The sequence below is a fragment of the Cytobacillus sp. ABV4_503 genome (genome assembly GCF_056158445.1).
The window spans coordinates 759,983-774,744 of sequence record NZ_JBSWTH010000001.1 but is presented as its reverse complement, the minus strand read 5'-3'; the positions used below and the strand labels follow the sequence as shown (position 1 = coordinate 774,744).

The 14,762-nt window shown below is 41.1% G+C and carries 18 protein-coding genes and 1 riboswitch; of the genes, 5 read left to right on the top strand and 13 right to left on the bottom strand.

Features of this window, described 5'->3' with window-relative positions:
- The first annotated feature begins 34 nt into the window (after nucleotides 1–34).
- Both ACXAD1_RS03940 and ACXAD1_RS03935 read left to right on the top strand, forming a co-directional pair.
- Entirely contained in the window at nucleotides 35–1,213 is a 1,179-nt protein-coding gene (locus tag ACXAD1_RS03940; RefSeq protein ID WP_474909528.1) for an MFS transporter, read from the top strand.
- Nucleotides 1,214–1,673: 460 nt separating this feature from the next.
- The gene (locus tag ACXAD1_RS03935; protein ID WP_474909527.1) at nucleotides 1,674–3,596 is read left to right on the top strand and encodes a heavy metal translocating P-type ATPase; all 1,923 of its coding nucleotides are present in this window, start codon (nucleotides 1,674–1,676) and stop codon (nucleotides 3,594–3,596) included.
- A 223-nt stretch (nucleotides 3,597–3,819) separates the two neighbouring features.
- Here the strand turns inward: ACXAD1_RS03935 and ACXAD1_RS03930 are convergent, their stop codons facing one another.
- Both ACXAD1_RS03930 and ACXAD1_RS03925 read right to left on the bottom strand, forming a co-directional pair.
- The gene (locus tag ACXAD1_RS03930) at nucleotides 3,820–4,644 is read right to left on the bottom strand and encodes a YihY/virulence factor BrkB family protein (protein ID WP_370222892.1); all 825 of its coding nucleotides are present in this window, start codon (nucleotides 4,642–4,644) and stop codon (nucleotides 3,820–3,822) included.
- Between the two features lie 19 nt (nucleotides 4,645–4,663).
- Complete coding sequence (locus ACXAD1_RS03925) at nucleotides 4,664–5,044, bottom strand: YtxH domain-containing protein (protein ID WP_206842367.1); 381 nt, start codon at nucleotides 5,042–5,044, stop codon at nucleotides 4,664–4,666.
- Between the two features lie 250 nt (nucleotides 5,045–5,294).
- Between ACXAD1_RS03925 and ACXAD1_RS03920 the strand changes: the two genes are divergently transcribed.
- Entirely contained in the window at nucleotides 5,295–5,525 is a 231-nt protein-coding gene (locus ACXAD1_RS03920; protein WP_009334896.1) for a DUF1128 domain-containing protein, read from the top strand.
- A 301-nt stretch (nucleotides 5,526–5,826) separates the two neighbouring features.
- Here ACXAD1_RS03920 and ACXAD1_RS03915 read toward each other — a convergent pair whose 3' ends face one another.
- The 5 genes from ACXAD1_RS03915 to ACXAD1_RS03895 form a co-directional block, all read right to left on the bottom strand.
- On the bottom strand, nucleotides 5,827–6,342 hold the full coding sequence (locus tag ACXAD1_RS03915) for a type 1 glutamine amidotransferase domain-containing protein (RefSeq protein ID WP_206842366.1): 516 nt from the start codon (nucleotides 6,340–6,342) through the stop codon (nucleotides 5,827–5,829).
- Between the two features lie 83 nt (nucleotides 6,343–6,425).
- Nucleotides 6,426–7,154 carry a trehalose operon repressor gene (gene treR, locus ACXAD1_RS03910; protein WP_206842364.1) on the bottom strand — a complete coding sequence of 243 codons (729 nt, stop codon included), beginning with the start codon at nucleotides 7,152–7,154 and terminating at the stop codon, nucleotides 6,426–6,428.
- 60 nt (nucleotides 7,155–7,214) lie between these two features.
- Complete coding sequence (locus ACXAD1_RS03905) at nucleotides 7,215–8,204, bottom strand: class I SAM-dependent methyltransferase (RefSeq protein WP_474909526.1); 990 nt, start codon at nucleotides 8,202–8,204, stop codon at nucleotides 7,215–7,217.
- Complete coding sequence (locus tag ACXAD1_RS03900; RefSeq protein ID WP_474909525.1) at nucleotides 8,201–8,653, bottom strand: FAD-dependent oxidoreductase; 453 nt, start codon at nucleotides 8,651–8,653, stop codon at nucleotides 8,201–8,203. Before ACXAD1_RS03900 ends, ACXAD1_RS03905 begins: the two co-directional genes overlap by 4 nt.
- On the bottom strand, nucleotides 8,619–9,503 hold the full coding sequence (locus ACXAD1_RS03895; protein ID WP_474909524.1) for an FAD-dependent monooxygenase: 885 nt from the start codon (nucleotides 9,501–9,503) through the stop codon (nucleotides 8,619–8,621). The genes ACXAD1_RS03900 and ACXAD1_RS03895 overlap by 35 nt, the downstream gene beginning before the upstream one ends.
- A gap of 281 nt (nucleotides 9,504–9,784) precedes the next feature.
- Here ACXAD1_RS03895 and mnmH point away from each other — a divergent pair, with 281 nt between their 5' ends.
- Nucleotides 9,785–10,789, top strand: coding sequence for a tRNA 2-selenouridine(34) synthase MnmH (gene mnmH, locus ACXAD1_RS03890; RefSeq protein WP_474909523.1), 1,005 nt, complete (start codon nucleotides 9,785–9,787; stop codon nucleotides 10,787–10,789).
- A 180-nt stretch (nucleotides 10,790–10,969) separates the two neighbouring features.
- On the top strand, nucleotides 10,970–11,293 hold the full coding sequence (locus ACXAD1_RS03885) for a helix-turn-helix domain-containing protein (RefSeq protein WP_048010430.1): 324 nt from the start codon (nucleotides 10,970–10,972) through the stop codon (nucleotides 11,291–11,293).
- A gap of 99 nt (nucleotides 11,294–11,392) precedes the next feature.
- Here ACXAD1_RS03885 and ACXAD1_RS03880 read toward each other — a convergent pair whose 3' ends face one another.
- From ACXAD1_RS03880 to sipW, 6 genes are all read right to left on the bottom strand, one after another.
- The gene (locus tag ACXAD1_RS03880; protein WP_179289014.1) at nucleotides 11,393–11,542 is read right to left on the bottom strand and encodes an anti-repressor SinI family protein; all 150 of its coding nucleotides are present in this window, start codon (nucleotides 11,540–11,542) and stop codon (nucleotides 11,393–11,395) included.
- A 27-nt stretch (nucleotides 11,543–11,569) separates the two neighbouring features.
- Nucleotides 11,570–11,659, bottom strand: a riboswitch (cyclic di-GMP riboswitch).
- Nucleotides 11,660–11,801: 142 nt separating this feature from the next.
- Nucleotides 11,802–12,053 carry a hypothetical protein gene (locus ACXAD1_RS03875; RefSeq protein WP_474909522.1) on the bottom strand — a complete coding sequence of 84 codons (252 nt, stop codon included), beginning with the start codon at nucleotides 12,051–12,053 and terminating at the stop codon, nucleotides 11,802–11,804.
- A gap of 51 nt (nucleotides 12,054–12,104) precedes the next feature.
- A complete protein-coding gene (locus ACXAD1_RS03870; RefSeq protein ID WP_474909521.1) occupies nucleotides 12,105–12,410 on the bottom strand; it encodes a DUF5658 family protein in 306 nt (101 codons plus the stop codon).
- Between the two features lie 86 nt (nucleotides 12,411–12,496).
- A complete protein-coding gene (locus ACXAD1_RS03865) occupies nucleotides 12,497–13,300 on the bottom strand; it encodes an LPXTG cell wall anchor domain-containing protein (protein ID WP_474909520.1) in 804 nt (267 codons plus the stop codon).
- A gap of 67 nt (nucleotides 13,301–13,367) precedes the next feature.
- Nucleotides 13,368–13,985, bottom strand: a complete 618-nt coding sequence (locus ACXAD1_RS03860) for a TasA family protein (RefSeq protein WP_474909519.1) — start codon at nucleotides 13,983–13,985, stop codon at nucleotides 13,368–13,370.
- Between the two features lie 82 nt (nucleotides 13,986–14,067).
- Nucleotides 14,068–14,658 carry a signal peptidase I SipW gene (gene sipW, locus ACXAD1_RS03855; protein ID WP_474909518.1) on the bottom strand — a complete coding sequence of 197 codons (591 nt, stop codon included), beginning with the start codon at nucleotides 14,656–14,658 and terminating at the stop codon, nucleotides 14,068–14,070.
- Between the last annotated feature and the right edge of the window lie 104 nt (nucleotides 14,659–14,762).

Sequence of the window (14,762 nt, the reverse complement as noted above, 5' to 3'; positions counted from 1 at the left end):
ATTTATATTTCACGTCAGAAAATGAGGTTTTAATATGAATAAAGAAACGTTCCGGTTTTGGATTCTCATCAGCATTGTGGCCATCTCAGGTTTTAGCCAGGGAATGCTGCTTCCTTTAATTGCAATTATTTTTGAAAATGACGGCATTTCCTCAAGCTTAAATGGTTTGAATGCAACAGGTTTATACATTGGGATCCTGCTCATCTCTCCTTTTATGGAATATCCATTGCGCAAATACGGCTACAAACCGGTTATTATCCTTGGAGGTTTATTAGTGGTGGTATCTCTCATCCTTTTTCCTCTCTGGAAATCCTTTTGGTTTTGGTTCATTCTCCGGCTGTTAATTGGAATTGGAGACCATGCCCTGCACTTCGGCACACAAACATGGATCACATCCTTTTCACCTGAAAACAAGCGCGGCCGGAATATTTCATTATATGGACTTTTCTTCGGGGTAGGATTTGGAGTAGGGCCATTAATGGCACCCCTTGTCAAAATTAATGAAACCCTGCCGTTTGTCATTTCTTCCATACTGTGTCTGATTGCCTGGCTGTTTTTATTTACATTGAAAAATGACTTCCCTGAACAGTCCATTGAAATCAACTCATTCAGAGAAACAATGAAGCGTTTTTCGAAAGCTACGAAATATGGATGGGTTGCCTTCTTGCCTGCGTTGGGCTACGGGTTCCTTGAAGCCTCCTTGAACGGCAGCTTCCCTATTTACGGCCTGCGCATCGGGCTGGAAGTTTCAAGCGTTTCGCTGCTGCTGACTTCTTTTGCAATTGGCGGAATCATATTCCAGCTTCCTTTAGGAATCATGAGTGATAAATTCGGAAGACGCAATGTGTTAATGAGTGTTCTTTTTATCGGGTTTATCAGCTTCGTCGCCGCAAGCATGCTCGAAGAATTGGTCTTTGCTCTGACAGTTTGCTTATTCATTGCCGGCATGGCCGTCGGATCAACCTTTTCACTTGGCATCACCTATATGGCAGACTTAATGCCAAAAAACCTGCTTCCAACCGGCAACCTGCTATGCGGAGTAGCATTTAGCATTGGCAGCCTGATTGGCCCCTATTTCGGCGGCCTGTTCATTGAACTATTCAAATCCATAAGCTTCTTCAATATTATCAGTGTCATGCTTTTGATTATCTTTGTCGCCGTCACATTGTTTGGGAATAAACAGCAGATATTGGAGAAGAGCCAGTCGTTTTAATTTCGGTATAGCAGAATTTACAAAGGTTATATGATAGTTTGGCCTTGAAATACAAATAAAGTTTTACCTGCTGAGTTGATTGTAGCGGAGGGCACTTGACTCCTGCGGGAGGAGAGGGAAGTGAGAGACCCCGCAGGCGAAGCCGAGGAGGCTCTCATGCCTCCCCGCGGAAAGCAAGTGCCCGCAGCGGAAAGCAACGGGCTACATTAGAAGCTAACAAGTTTAAATATAAAAAGAAAAGTAACTGTTTAGCTTTTCTTTTCATAGGCTATATAGTAATATAAGTGTAATAGAATACAATATTTGCATAATGCTAGCTGCATTACCTGATATGACTGGATTTTAACGCTGTCACCTAATTGGTGGCAGCTTTCGTCGTTTTTTAGGGGTATTGAATGTGATTATTCTTCTCAATAAGACAACTGACAAAACTTTAAATTCATTTTTAGGAGGACAAACGATGAGTATGGAGGCAAAGGCATTGCTTAAAAGCAGCAGAGTATCTGAAGAAAACCTTTTAGAAAAAATCAAGCCACATGCTGAACTGATTGCCGCTCTCTTAAGCGGTGTATTGATTCTGGCAGGCTGGTTATTAGACCGAAGCGAAATGGAAGCTGCATCAATTGCAGCTTACCTGCTGGCTTTCATTATCGGCGGCTTTGCGAAAGCAAAAGAAGGCATCGAAGAGACCATAGAGAATAAAGAACTGAATGTTGAAATGCTGATGATATTCGCTGCGATCGGATCAGCGATTATTGGCTATTGGACAGAAGGCGCCATCCTGATATTCATCTTCGCGGTCAGCGGCGCATTAGAAACATATACCATGAACAAAAGCCATAAAGAAATCTCTTCCCTCATGGAACTGCAGCCAGAAGAAGCCCTGAGGATCATAGATGGGGCTGAGGAACGTGTGCATGTGTCTGAGCTGGAAATCGGGGATTTAATCCTGGTAAAACCAGGTGAGCGGGTTCCATCGGATGGAATGATCGTAAAAGGCATTTCATCATTGGATGAGGCAGCCATCACGGGTGAATCACTTCCAGTTTCCAAAGGAGCATATGACCAGGTCTTTGCCGGTACTGTGAATTTAAACGGATCGATTACAGTTGAAATAACAAAACCAAATAATGAAACTCTTTTCCAAAAAATTATTGAACTGGTGCAATCAGCCCAAAGCGAGAAGTCTCCTTCACAGCTTTTCATTGAAAGGTTTGAAGGAACCTATGTCAAAGTGGTTTTGGCTGTTGTCGTTTTAATGATGTTCGCTCCTCACTTTCTTTTAGGATGGAGCTGGACAGAAACCTTTTATCGGGCAATGATTCTGCTCGTCGTCGCTTCACCTTGTGCCCTGGTTGCATCAATCATGCCCGCGACTTTATCAGCCATTTCGAATGGAGCGAAACACGGGATACTGTTTAAAGGCGGCGTGCACCTCGAAAACTTAAGTCATCTTAAAGCGATCGCCTTTGATAAAACCGGCACACTGACAAAAGGAAAACCGGAAGTAACTGATGTAGTAGTCAAGGATGGTCATTCCGGGGAAGATCTGCTTCTGAAGGTAGCTTCTATCGAGAGTCATTCAAACCACCCGCTCGCAAATGCCATTGTCAAATATGCCAAGGAAACACTGTCAGAATCCCTTATTCGTCCGGAAAGCATTGAAGATGTTACCGGATTTGGAGTGAAAGCCAAAGTTGATCAGGATGAATGGAAAATCGGCAAAGCCTCTTTTGTCGGTAAAACTGAGGCCAAGGCATTTGAAAATGGAGCAGCCGATCGCATGGCAAGTGAAGGAAAGACTGTTGTATTTATACAGAAAAATGAAGATGTCATTGGCCTTATTTCCCTCAAGGATGTTGTCCGTGAAGAAACCAAACAGGCTATTGATCTATTGAAGCAGCAAGGAATTTACACCATTATGCTTACTGGAGACAGCCAGACAACAGCAGCAGCCATTGCCAGCGAAAGCCATGTCAATGAGCATATTGCCGAGTGCCTGCCTGAAAACAAGGTTGAGCATTTGAAAAAGCTAAAGGAAAGATACAGCAATGTCGCCATGGTCGGTGACGGAATTAACGATGCCCCTGCCCTTGCAACGGCAAATGTCGGAATTGCCATGGGCGAAGGAACGGATGTAGCGCTTGAAACAGCTGATGTTGTGTTAATGAAAAATGACCTGCCAAAAATTGCCGAAGCCATTGAACTTTCAAGCCGAATGAATCGCATTATCAAACAAAATGTCATCTTTTCAATAACGGTCATTATGTTTTTAATTGCATCTAATTTCCTGCAGATACTTGACCTTCCTTATGGAGTAATCGGCCATGAAGGGTCTACCATCTTAGTTATTTTAAACAGTCTGAGGTTATTAAGATCATAAGGAAAGCCTGGGAACTCAGTTTCCCAGGCTTTCCTTTTAATGGTAGCCGTTCTGCCCGTTAGCAGATCCGGATGTCTTTTGCTTAGGTTTATTTTTGCCTTTTTGCTTTGTGCCGCCGTCTTTTTTCGTGTGTTTTGTCATATCAATGCCCTCCTGAAGAATTCATTTTCCCCCATTACTATTGTGTTACGGAAAGTGCTTTTTTAAGAAGGAAACTTTTTCATCAGCAATCCTCTTTATTGATCCTGGAATTGATGGCATTGATTTCCCCGCCAAGAATGATGATAATCCCGGATATGTAAAACCAGATCATAAGCACAATAATGGCCCCAATGCTTCCATAGGTAGCGGAAAAATTGCCGAAGCTGCTGACATAGTATGAAAAGGCAAGGGATGACAGCACCCAGCCGACTGTGGCAAAAATGGCACCAGGTACAACACTAATACACTTTAACTTTTTATTGGGGGCAATCCAGTATAGCCCTGTAAACACCATAAAAAGGATAAATGGACTCACTAACCAGCGAACCATATTCCAAATCGCCAGAAATTGACCTGACAAACCAAATTCCGAAGATATAAACAAACCAATCTGTCTCCCAAAAACAGGAAGGAGCAGCGCCAGCACAAACACAAAAATCATCGCAAACGTCAGTAATATCGCCATCCCGCGTGCAATAATAAAATGACGGGTTTCCTTTACGTCATACGCCTTATTAAACGCCTTCACCACAGCATTGATTCCATTTGAAGCTGACCAGAGCGTAGCGATGATTCCAAAGGAAAGCAGCTTTCCATTTCTTTGCGTAATTTCATAGATATTGGTTTCAATGAGCTTCATGGTCTCTCCTGGTGCAAAATCACGGACAACATTTAAGATATCCTGCTGTGTGATCGGCAAATAAGGAACGAGTGTGACCAGGAAAATAAGGAGCGGAAATAGAGAGAGAAGAAAGAAATACGCCAATTGGGCAGCAAGTCCAAACACATCATCTTCTTCTACTCTCTTCCATAAGTTTGGAATCAGTGCCGAAAAAGTTCGTCCCACTCCAACACCTCACTTGTTTTTAATGCGGAATCTGAACTGAATCGTCAGAAGATTTTTCCGGCAGTTCACTTGATCCCTTCTGCTTAATATCTGAAAAGGCCTGCTTTGTATTCTGAACAATCTGTGTTACTTCCGGTGCCATTTCTCTTATTTCTTCCACTGTTCCAGTAATAAAAGCAACGTCTTCACTAACCTGGTCAATAGCTGTTTTGACCTTGTTGGAAACATCCTTTACCTGATTCACAGCTTCACTTGGATGCTTTATGTAATAGCCGACATTGCTTGACGTTTTCCTGCAATTGTCAAAAACGGTTTCCCTTGTGGATTTGTCAAGAAGGCTTAGCGCACCGCCTGCAAGTGCTCCATATAGTACACCTTTCCAAAACAATGATTTCCCCATATTTTATTCTCCTTTAGCAAAATTATTATATGAAAATTTGGTTCAATTTTTCCCTATTTTCCAGTTGACGAAACCTGACTCGTTCTTTTTTTGAAGGATCCTATATAATTTGTCCAAACTTCTCCTTTATTTTCTACTAATTTCCATGGTACATGCAAGTCTAATTTATGTTGACAATTTGCTGATATCGTGGAAAGATGATAAGAAAAGCGTGAGCGTTCAAATACATAGCTATGAGAGGGTGTTGGGAATGAATAATTTGTCGGAGAAATCGGTTGAGAATGTGGAGTTTATGATTGAGGCTATTAAGGAAAAGCTGAAGGTGTTAAACTTAGGTGCTATTAAGCCTTCTCATTTTGATGAGGAAATGTATGAGGAATTGAAGGATATTTATGATCTTGTCATGAAAAAGGATTCGTTTAGTCCTAATGAAATGCAGGCTTTGGTGGAAGAGCTGGGGAGTTTGAGGAAGAATAAATAATTATTGGAGCAGCCTTTTGATGGCTGCTTTTTAATGTCTTTGAGTAGACTTATATAACATAATATGCAACTGTTGAGTTGGTGCTGATTTCCGCTGCAGGCACTCGCTTTCCACGGGGCTACCGAGAGCCTCCTCGGCGCGACCGCCTGCGGGGTCTCCCCTGGTTCGCCACTCCCGTAGGAGTCTCGCGCCTTCCGCTCCATCAGCACGTATTAATAATAACCATTCTTAATCAAAGCCCGTATCATTTATTTCAATACAAAAACCCCCTGCCAAATCAGGCAGAGGGCTGTCAATTTTATTAACCTAACAACTTAAGCGATTCACGTGTAAATGCCGGAATGTCTTCTGGCTGGCGGCTTGTGACTAACTGGTTTTGGCAGACGACGACTTCTGAGTCCTGGAATTTGGCGCCTGCGTATTCCATGTCGACTTGGATGGATTTGTAGCCAGTTGCGTCGCGGCCTTCGAGTGTCTTGGCTGTCAGCAGCAGCTGCGGCCCGTGGCAGATCGCGAATACTGGTTTCTTTTCGTCCATGAAGGATTTTGTAAATTGAACAAATCGGTCATCGGCACGAAGCTGGTCCGGTGAGAATCCGCCTGGCAGGAACAGGGCATCGAAGTCCTGCGGGTTTACGTTATCAATGCTTTGATCTATTTGAACAGTGGCTTCACCCTGTTTGCCTTTAATGGATTTGCCTTGTTCCTTTTCAATTGTAACAACCTCATGGCCGGCTTCTTTAAATGCTTGAGCAGGTTCCGTGTATTCACTATCTTCGAACATTTCGGTAATTAAGCATGCGATTTTTTTACTCATTTATAACATCTCCTTTGAAAAATCTTCACATAAGGAGATTTCCCTGAATTGACAATCTTAAACGTAAAAATGCATGTTCACCTTTAAAACACCCCACTGTCCATTCTTCTGGCAAAGTCAACAAACCTGAATTTGTCGGGTCTATGCCTGGATTCCGTATATTGAAAAAGGGTGGCGTCGTCAAAGTAAATATAATTTTTTACCACAACAATGGCATGGAATCCTTCCATATCAAGGAGCCTGCGATCTTCAGCTGTTGGTTCCTCCACTGTAAATTCCTTTTTGGCAAAGCTGATTTTTTTTCCAAGTTCGCCCTCAATATAGGCAAAAATAGAGCTCTGGCATATTTCTTTGGTTAAGCCCGGGACATATTTCTCAACTAAAAAATCCTTATCCAAAATTATCCGCTCATCTTCAATTTTTCGGACACGATAAACTTTCCATACCTTTTCACTTTTATCAACATGGAGATGCTTCATCTTTTCTGCGTCAGGCTGAATAAGTGAAAATTCGTCCACAATCGTTTCGGCACGCTGACCCATTTTCCCGGCCAGCTCTTTAAAGCTGACCAGTCCGGATATGGGGAACTGCAGCTTTTTTAAATCAAGGACCATCGAGCCTTTTCCGCGGATTTTCTGGATAAAACCGTTTTGTGCAAGCAAATTCAAAGCTTTGCGGATGGTTTCCCTTGAAGTGGAATACATCTCTGTCAATTCATGTTCAGATGGCAGAATGGATCGGGCAGGATATTTGCCTTCCTGTATTTGCTGGGCAAGCTCCTCATAAATCACTAAATATTTATTATTTCTCATTTAAATCACCATTTCAGTCATGTTTTACACCATTCTACCATTTATCCGGCCTGCTTTCATTTACCTGTTGGACAGCTGGATGAAATACCACCCTCCTTCGGTTACGACCGGCTTGAAGGTTTTTACTTTCAGCTTCAGCTCTTTAGCGATTTGATGGATATCCTCCTCAGTCGGGGTTGGATATAGGTTTTCAAATGCAGAAAAGAAGCTGTTAAAAACACTTGAAAACTCTTCCCCTTTTTTCGAATGAAGAATGGGCGTGATAATAGTTATGGATCCTTTCCGGCTAAGCCAGCTTTTCAAGCGGGATAAGAGCTGCTTGCGATCCTCCGGCTGGATGTAGTGAAGCAGGTTATTGACCATAATTAAATCAGCCTGCTGCTCAGGTGAGTACTTATGAACGTCCGCTGTAACAATTTTAATGTTGGGAATATCCCTGCAATTTGTACGGGCAGAATCTGCGACCTCTTCATTAATTTCAATGCCTGCCAGTTTTGCCTGCGGGAACTTTTGGCTGATTCTGCTTAAATAGCCGCCTTCCCCGCAGCCAATGTCTATGATTCTTACCATTTTGTTTTTCTTAATGGTTTTCATCAGACGCGGCAGTGCAAGCTGTTCAAGAAGTGAAGAGGTTCTTGCTACGGTAGGTCCATGCTCTTCATGGTCAAAAGTGTTTTTCTTATTGGAACGGAGCAGTTCTGGATAAGAGAGTAAAGTCGGGATATGCAATTCCATCATTTCCTTCAGGATGATTCCTGTGGATCGGGGGTTTTGCGGCGTGGATGGAAGACTGAATTTAGATGCTGTCTTAATTTTATCCTTCCCTTTCTTTTTCAAATGGCGGATCGAAAGCCCCACCTCCACCCACCTTAAAAGCAGCTCTTCCTGAAGATTTCTGCTTGATGCCACCTCTTTTACTGTCCTCCAGCTGCGGAACTGGGAGAAAAGGTCAAGCTCGAAGCCTACATATGCATGCCAGCTGTACAAAAAAGGCTGGTTCTTTTTCATCCAATTTCGTGCTTTTAGTAATCTCACATATTCATTTATCATTGATGTTCAACCTTCTTCCAAGGATAGTCATCTTTTTCTGTATAAAAATAATGGCTTTTAACGGCAGCTGATATTTCCGTTTTTCTTGCCGGCAGCAGTCCTGCCTGAATCATTCGGTCCCATAGGCTCTCTGACCAATATCCAAGGCCCGAAACATTCAGCATTTGCTTATATTGCAGGGTTTTATCTCTTTCGATCTGCTTCAGGCCTTTACGGCGTATACCAGTAAAAACCCGGTTGGAATAAGAATAGGCTAAGGCCGATAAATGGCTGAGGCTAATCATGTTTTCAGCCCGGGGCTTCCTGACTTTTTCATACCATTTAAGCTTGTCCGGCGAAATTCTTCCGCTCGCATACATCTCTGCAAGCAATTCACCAAGCACATCCGCATCCTGAATCGCCATATTCATCCCTTCACCTGCCATCGGGTGGACCGTATGGGTCTGCATCCCCCAAAATAGCGAGTTTTCCATCCACATATTTATCTGCATAAAAGGCTGTCGGAATCATTAGCTGAATATCCTTCCAATTTTTCAGCCTGGTCACATACCCCTCCAATTCCGGAAAAAGCTCTAAATAGTTTTGATGGAAATGGTGAATTCCTTTTTTGAGATGTTCCTTATACGTGCCCTCCGGAATTAAATAGACAGACCGTACCTTCGCATCCGGCAGCGGAAATAATCCGAGGAACCGTTCATCTTTGGAAATGATCTTCCCTTCCTCCAATGATTGTGGCCGTGGGAACGTGACAGTTAAAAACTGATGATTGTACTCAATCTTTATAATCTTGCTGTTCATTACTTTTCTTGTTATGGAATTCCTTCCCTCAGCACCTATAAAAAAGTCAGCCTTCACTGTCAGCTGCTCCTTTAAATCCTTCCGCTCAACCATTAATTCGCCATTGTCATAGCCTTTTGCCAGGGTCCCTGACAAATAATGAAAGCTTGGATATTGACGCGCCCGTTTGAGAAGGATTCCTTTCAGCTTTTCATGCTCGATCATGAGTGAGTAATCATATTCTCCCTGCAGAATGCTGTAATCCATGGCAAACTCTTTTTCCCCTTCCTCAAACGCAATTCGGGAAAATGAAAATCCATTCTCTCGGATTACATCCAAAGCATCCAGCCGCTTAAAAATTCTCAGGCTCTTCGGCTGCAGAAGTTCGCCTTTATAAATGGAAGATGGGGCATCAAGCTTTTCTATAACGAGGACATCAATATTGGCTTGAGCCAGCTTCAATCCCAGCGTCAAACCGCCAATCCCTCCGCCCACAATTGCAACCTCTGTATTCAAGGACATGTTTCCACCACCTTTGTCTTTTATTTAACCTCCTTTTTAAAAAGCAAAACCAATGGATATGCTGATATTACAATGTCTGGAAAAAATTTAAAGCACAATCCTTTGAAAAAAGGAGTATGATTGTGGGAGAACACCTATAATTTCAAAATCCTGTATAATAGAGAGAGTAAAATCAATTACCGTTCCTTTACGGGCGATATATAGCATTATTTTTGGAGGCATAAAAATGAGAGAAATAGCAGTCGAACAATATATCCAAATGGACAACGCAGTTCCGGTCGATGTCAGGTCTCCAATTGAATTTGAGGAGTGCGAGCATTCCCGGTGCTGTCAATGTGCCGCTTTTCACTAATGAAGAACGTGTAGAAATCGGAACACTATATAAGAAAGAAGGATCTGATGCGGCTAAGTGGAGAGCGATGGAAATCGTTTCACCTAAAATTCCGTCCATGATGCAGAAAATCAGAGAACTTAAAAATGATGGCTTACAGCCTGTCATTTACTGCTGGCGCGGCGGAATGCGCAGCAAGGCCGTTACTACATTTATCACATATGCGGGCGTTTCAGTCCCCCGTTTAATTGGGGGCTATCGAGCGTACCGTCAATATATACTTGAAAACACAGCAGACTTGATTCCTGAAAAAGCAGTTGTTCTGCACGGAATGACCGGCGTAGGGAAAACGGATGTGCTGAAGGTGTTAAGCGAAAAAGGATATCCTGTTATTGACCTTGAAGAAATGGCAGGACATCGCGGATCGATCTTCGGATCCTTTGGCATGGGAAACGGCAGCACACAGAAAACGTTTGATGCTCTATTGTATCAAGCCCTTTCTAAGGTTAAAGGTTCCCCTTATGTTATTATGGAAGCCGAAAGCAAACGAATAGGCAAGGTTGTTCAGCCGGACGAGCTGCTCCATACCAAAAAAACCGGAATTCACATTGATATGTTCGCCAGCATGGAATCCCGTGTCCAGCGCATCATTCGTGACTATGTTGAGCCTTATCATAAAGAAGAATGGTTCAAACCGAAAGTGGATGAAAGCCTTGTGTTTGTTAAAAAACGTCTGAAAGATACTGAAATCCGCGAGCAGCTGGATGAATCAGCTGAAACAGGAAACTACGAGCTATTTATCAAGCTTTTATTAGAACACTATTACGATCCACGCTATGCCTTTAAGCAGCATGACTATGAAGGCCAATTCCACCACGTGAATGCAGATGATGTGGAAGCAGCTGCACAGCAAATTATTGACATTATTGAAAAGCAAAATGCTCCCGTCCTCTGACGCGGAGCATTACTTTTTGCGAGCGACAAAAGATATATTTTTATAAAACTTAGATAACTAACTATTTAAATCGGTTGACACTGTGGTATGATGATAATAATATTGAACAAATCGTTCTTAATATGGAACTAAATATATGATATAATCCTATTACATACAAAATAAGGTGTGTGGTATACCATGATCGGTGATCGTGTAAAAAAACTTCGCCAGGAAAAGAAAATGTCCTTATCCGAGCTTGCGGACCAGGCTGGTGTGGCAAAATCATATTTAAGCTCACTTGAGCGCAATCTGCAAACCAACCCATCGATTCAATTCCTTGAAAAAATTGCTGGTGTTCTGAATGTCCCCGTGGATCATTTAATTCATGAGCAAATCAACAAGGAAGATCTTGATTCAGAATGGATGAAAATTGTGAAGGAAGCGATGGAGTCTGGTGTTTCGAAGGAGCAATTTCGGGAGTTTTTGGATTTTAATAAGTGGAGAAGCGGACAAAAATCATAGATGCAATGAGCCTGAATGTACAGGCTTATTTTTTTGCCAAAATAAAAAGCATTTCCATATAGAGATGCCTCTAACAGAAATACTTAGCCATACCGGATATTATGCTTCGATCAGAACCTCTTTGGCTCTGTTATTATGTAAAAACTCTCTAATTTCTTCCTTTTGCAGGCCTAAGTTCTTTGCTTCCATAATTAACTGCAGCCACTCCAAATCAATTCCTTCAACCTTTACATTTTGCTCCGTCAACATTCTTCCCCCCAGGATACGTATCGTATTCCAGGCAACCCAGCCATCGTAGTATTTACTCAATACCTTAGACCCGTGACTTTGCGTCCTCATTTTTCAATGAGTTTGCCTTTTTCTGCGCCTATCGGCTCAAAGAAATTTTTACCATAAATGTATTCTACTATGGCCATATTGCTAATGGTGTCTTATTTTGTAAATATAATTAATTAATTTAATATTAAATTAATTTGTTTTTCGACAAAAATTCTGAGGTTTCCCATTATCAGTTATTTGTCCTCTGTCTCGAGTAGTAAGAATGACCGATTCTTTTTCTATAATTCTTATTAATTTGCTGAAGGGAATATGTGTGTGAAAGTTTCTTTTTCTTATAGACAATATGGACTACTTCCCGTGTCATTGCATCCAGAAATATTTCATTCGTTAAGTCACTTCCGCAAATCGGGCACAGCCACTCTCCGGTTTCACTGCTGCTGAAAGATGAGTTATGGCATTTAGTGCAGTTTTTTTGGTACATGGGACACCGCCTGAACTGATTTATATTGATAATATATTTCCTTATTAGATTTTAATGAATGCTGTTAACAATTAATGAGAAAATCCAAACAAAGTGCAGCAAGCATACGATTGAATACATAACTAAAGCTCCTGCTGCAAACAGCTTCACTCTAGATTCTGCAAAGATAAATATTGATAAAATGATAAGTAAACAAGAAAGAATTATTTTAAGAGAAAGAAATAAAAAAGGATGCAGGTCATAAAGATTGCGCATTAGCGGATTGCTTTCTTCTATCACATTAAAGTGAAGTCCAAGTGCAGTAAGAAATCCGTCCAGTAAATTTAAGAAGGCAAGATAATAAAACAGCTTTTTCATGTGATCACCACTTTGTTTGCTAAGGTGAGTATTCATTTGTATAAATAAAAATTAAGGCCAAGAAGTTATCATTCTCCTGGCCATGTCTAACGTTCACTTCTTATCCTTCTATAAAAAACAAGGAGCAATACACTTCCAGCACCCAATAATAATCCACCGATTAACATAAGGTTATAAGTATTGGTAGCAGTGTTTGGAAGTAGCCTTTCAGTCATTTCTGGATTAATAACAATATCGTTTTTAGGATTGCTAGGATTCTCGCCTCCACCAGAATTTCCATCTGAAGGATCTTCTTCACCTGGGGGATCAGTTGGATCAACTGGATCAACTGGATCAGTTGGATCAGTTGGATCAACTGGATCAGTTGGATCAGTTGGATCAGTTGGATCAGTTGGATCAGTTGGATCAGTTGGATCAGTTAATGCCTCAGCAAGAAATAATATTTCTACCTCAGCAGAAGAATCCTGAAAGGCATTTCCCAGCTCGTAAGGCATTGAAACTTGAAAGAATAACTGTTCAGAGGTGCCCTTTGCCAGCTTCCTTGGGGTAAAACCCTCAAAGTTTTTTAACTTTCCCTCAAATAGAATGGTTGAATCCTTCTTAACCAAAAGATTAAGTTCTTCAAAAAGCCCTTTTACGGATTTATTCTTTCCGATTTGAGCTGTGTATCTGAAATCCTGTTTTCCCTGGTTTAGGATGGTTATATCTCGTGGCATCCAGTCACCTGGCTTGAGGTTGCCTACTTCAAAAAAATATCCACTTATATTTGTGTTAATATCTATTTCTCTTTCATCTGCTTGTGCAGGTTTATCTTCTAAAATAATTAAAAATAGTAAAAATGCTAAGATAGAGACTTTAAACGGTCTTGCCAATAAACTGTTTGACTTCATGGCATTACCTCACAAATATATTTGACAAGAGGTGGGGAAATCCCCCACCCCTTGTTTTACAAAAGTATTATTTTGCTTCGCCAGCGCCTTGTTTTCCTTCAAATGTCCATTCAAGAGATAAGGAATCCCCTTGAAATTCATTCTGGTTTAAGCCGTTATCAACAAACTCAAACTGAACATGAAGCTTATCAGTATCACCAGACTCTAATCCACCAATTTCCTCCAACCAAGGAATAAAAATATTATTCTCAACGGCATCCGGAGACATATTTTTCAGATCATATAAAGTTGTTCGATAAATAATTTGATCTGGAGAAGCAGGTCCTAATAAAGCTTTATCTTCGTTAAATAAGAAGTTAACTCTTATGTGTTTTCCAAAGTCGTCAACATTAGAACTTTCTCCGGCCTTATTTATAACAGTATATTTTGTTGTTAACAGTACCTTTGAAATATCCAATGAACCATCGTTATGAAGGTTAAATGGTTTGTACATTGTATCACCAGGTTTAATATCAGTAACATTAATAATCTCTGTAGGTGATGCACTTAGTTTTAGTGTTCCAGCAGTAAAACTACCACTAGTGTCTGCAGTATCATTAAAGAATGCAAAAGTCCCTCCGCCAACTAGAGAAATACCTAATGCTGCTGATGCAATACCCATACCTAATTTCTTTTTTAAACTCATTTCCCTTTTCCTCCTCTACCCCATTCGGGTATGTATGATTTTTTATATTGACCCTTGTTTTTAACAAGGAGTGCAACCAAAGCTAAGCAGTTTTTTCATTTGTATCTGTTTTCTTATTCTTGGAATCAAGTTCTCTTAATCCCTGCATGATGCTAAATGCTGAGTATGCTAGCAAAAGAACTCCCGGACCAATCAGAAGAATAGCTCCGCCTTCTTTCGATTGTGCAAAATCTATGAAATATCCCACATATGGAATCGTGAAACCGGAGTAAACGGCTCTTACATTTTCAGAAAGTACAGGGTCCATGTCTGCTGCGTTATTGTTATCCCCTTTTGTTTCATACATGACATGTTCGCCGCTTGTTGTGACACCAATAATACGGTGGGTGATCAGCTTCTGTTCATCAGCCTGGAAAGTGATGATGTCTCCCTTTTTCAGGTCTTTACTTTGAGATGAATCAACCGGCTTGACTGCAATGACTGATCCAGTCATGAAAGTTGGCTCCATTGAACCTGATAGCACGGCTTTAAGCTGGTAACCGAATGCCTGAGGTTCTCCGCCAGATGCCTTAGATGAAACTACAAGCACCGCCATAATAATTAAATTGATAAACAGGATTGCTGTAATCAAATTGCTAATAATCTTTCTTGCTGTTTTCCAGCTAAATTTCAATTTACTGTCACCTTCCTTTAAAGAAAGAATGCTGTTCTTTCTTTATGTTCGTTTTGTTCTTTTTATCGAACCACTAAGTAGAGTATAGTCCATCCGTATTATTT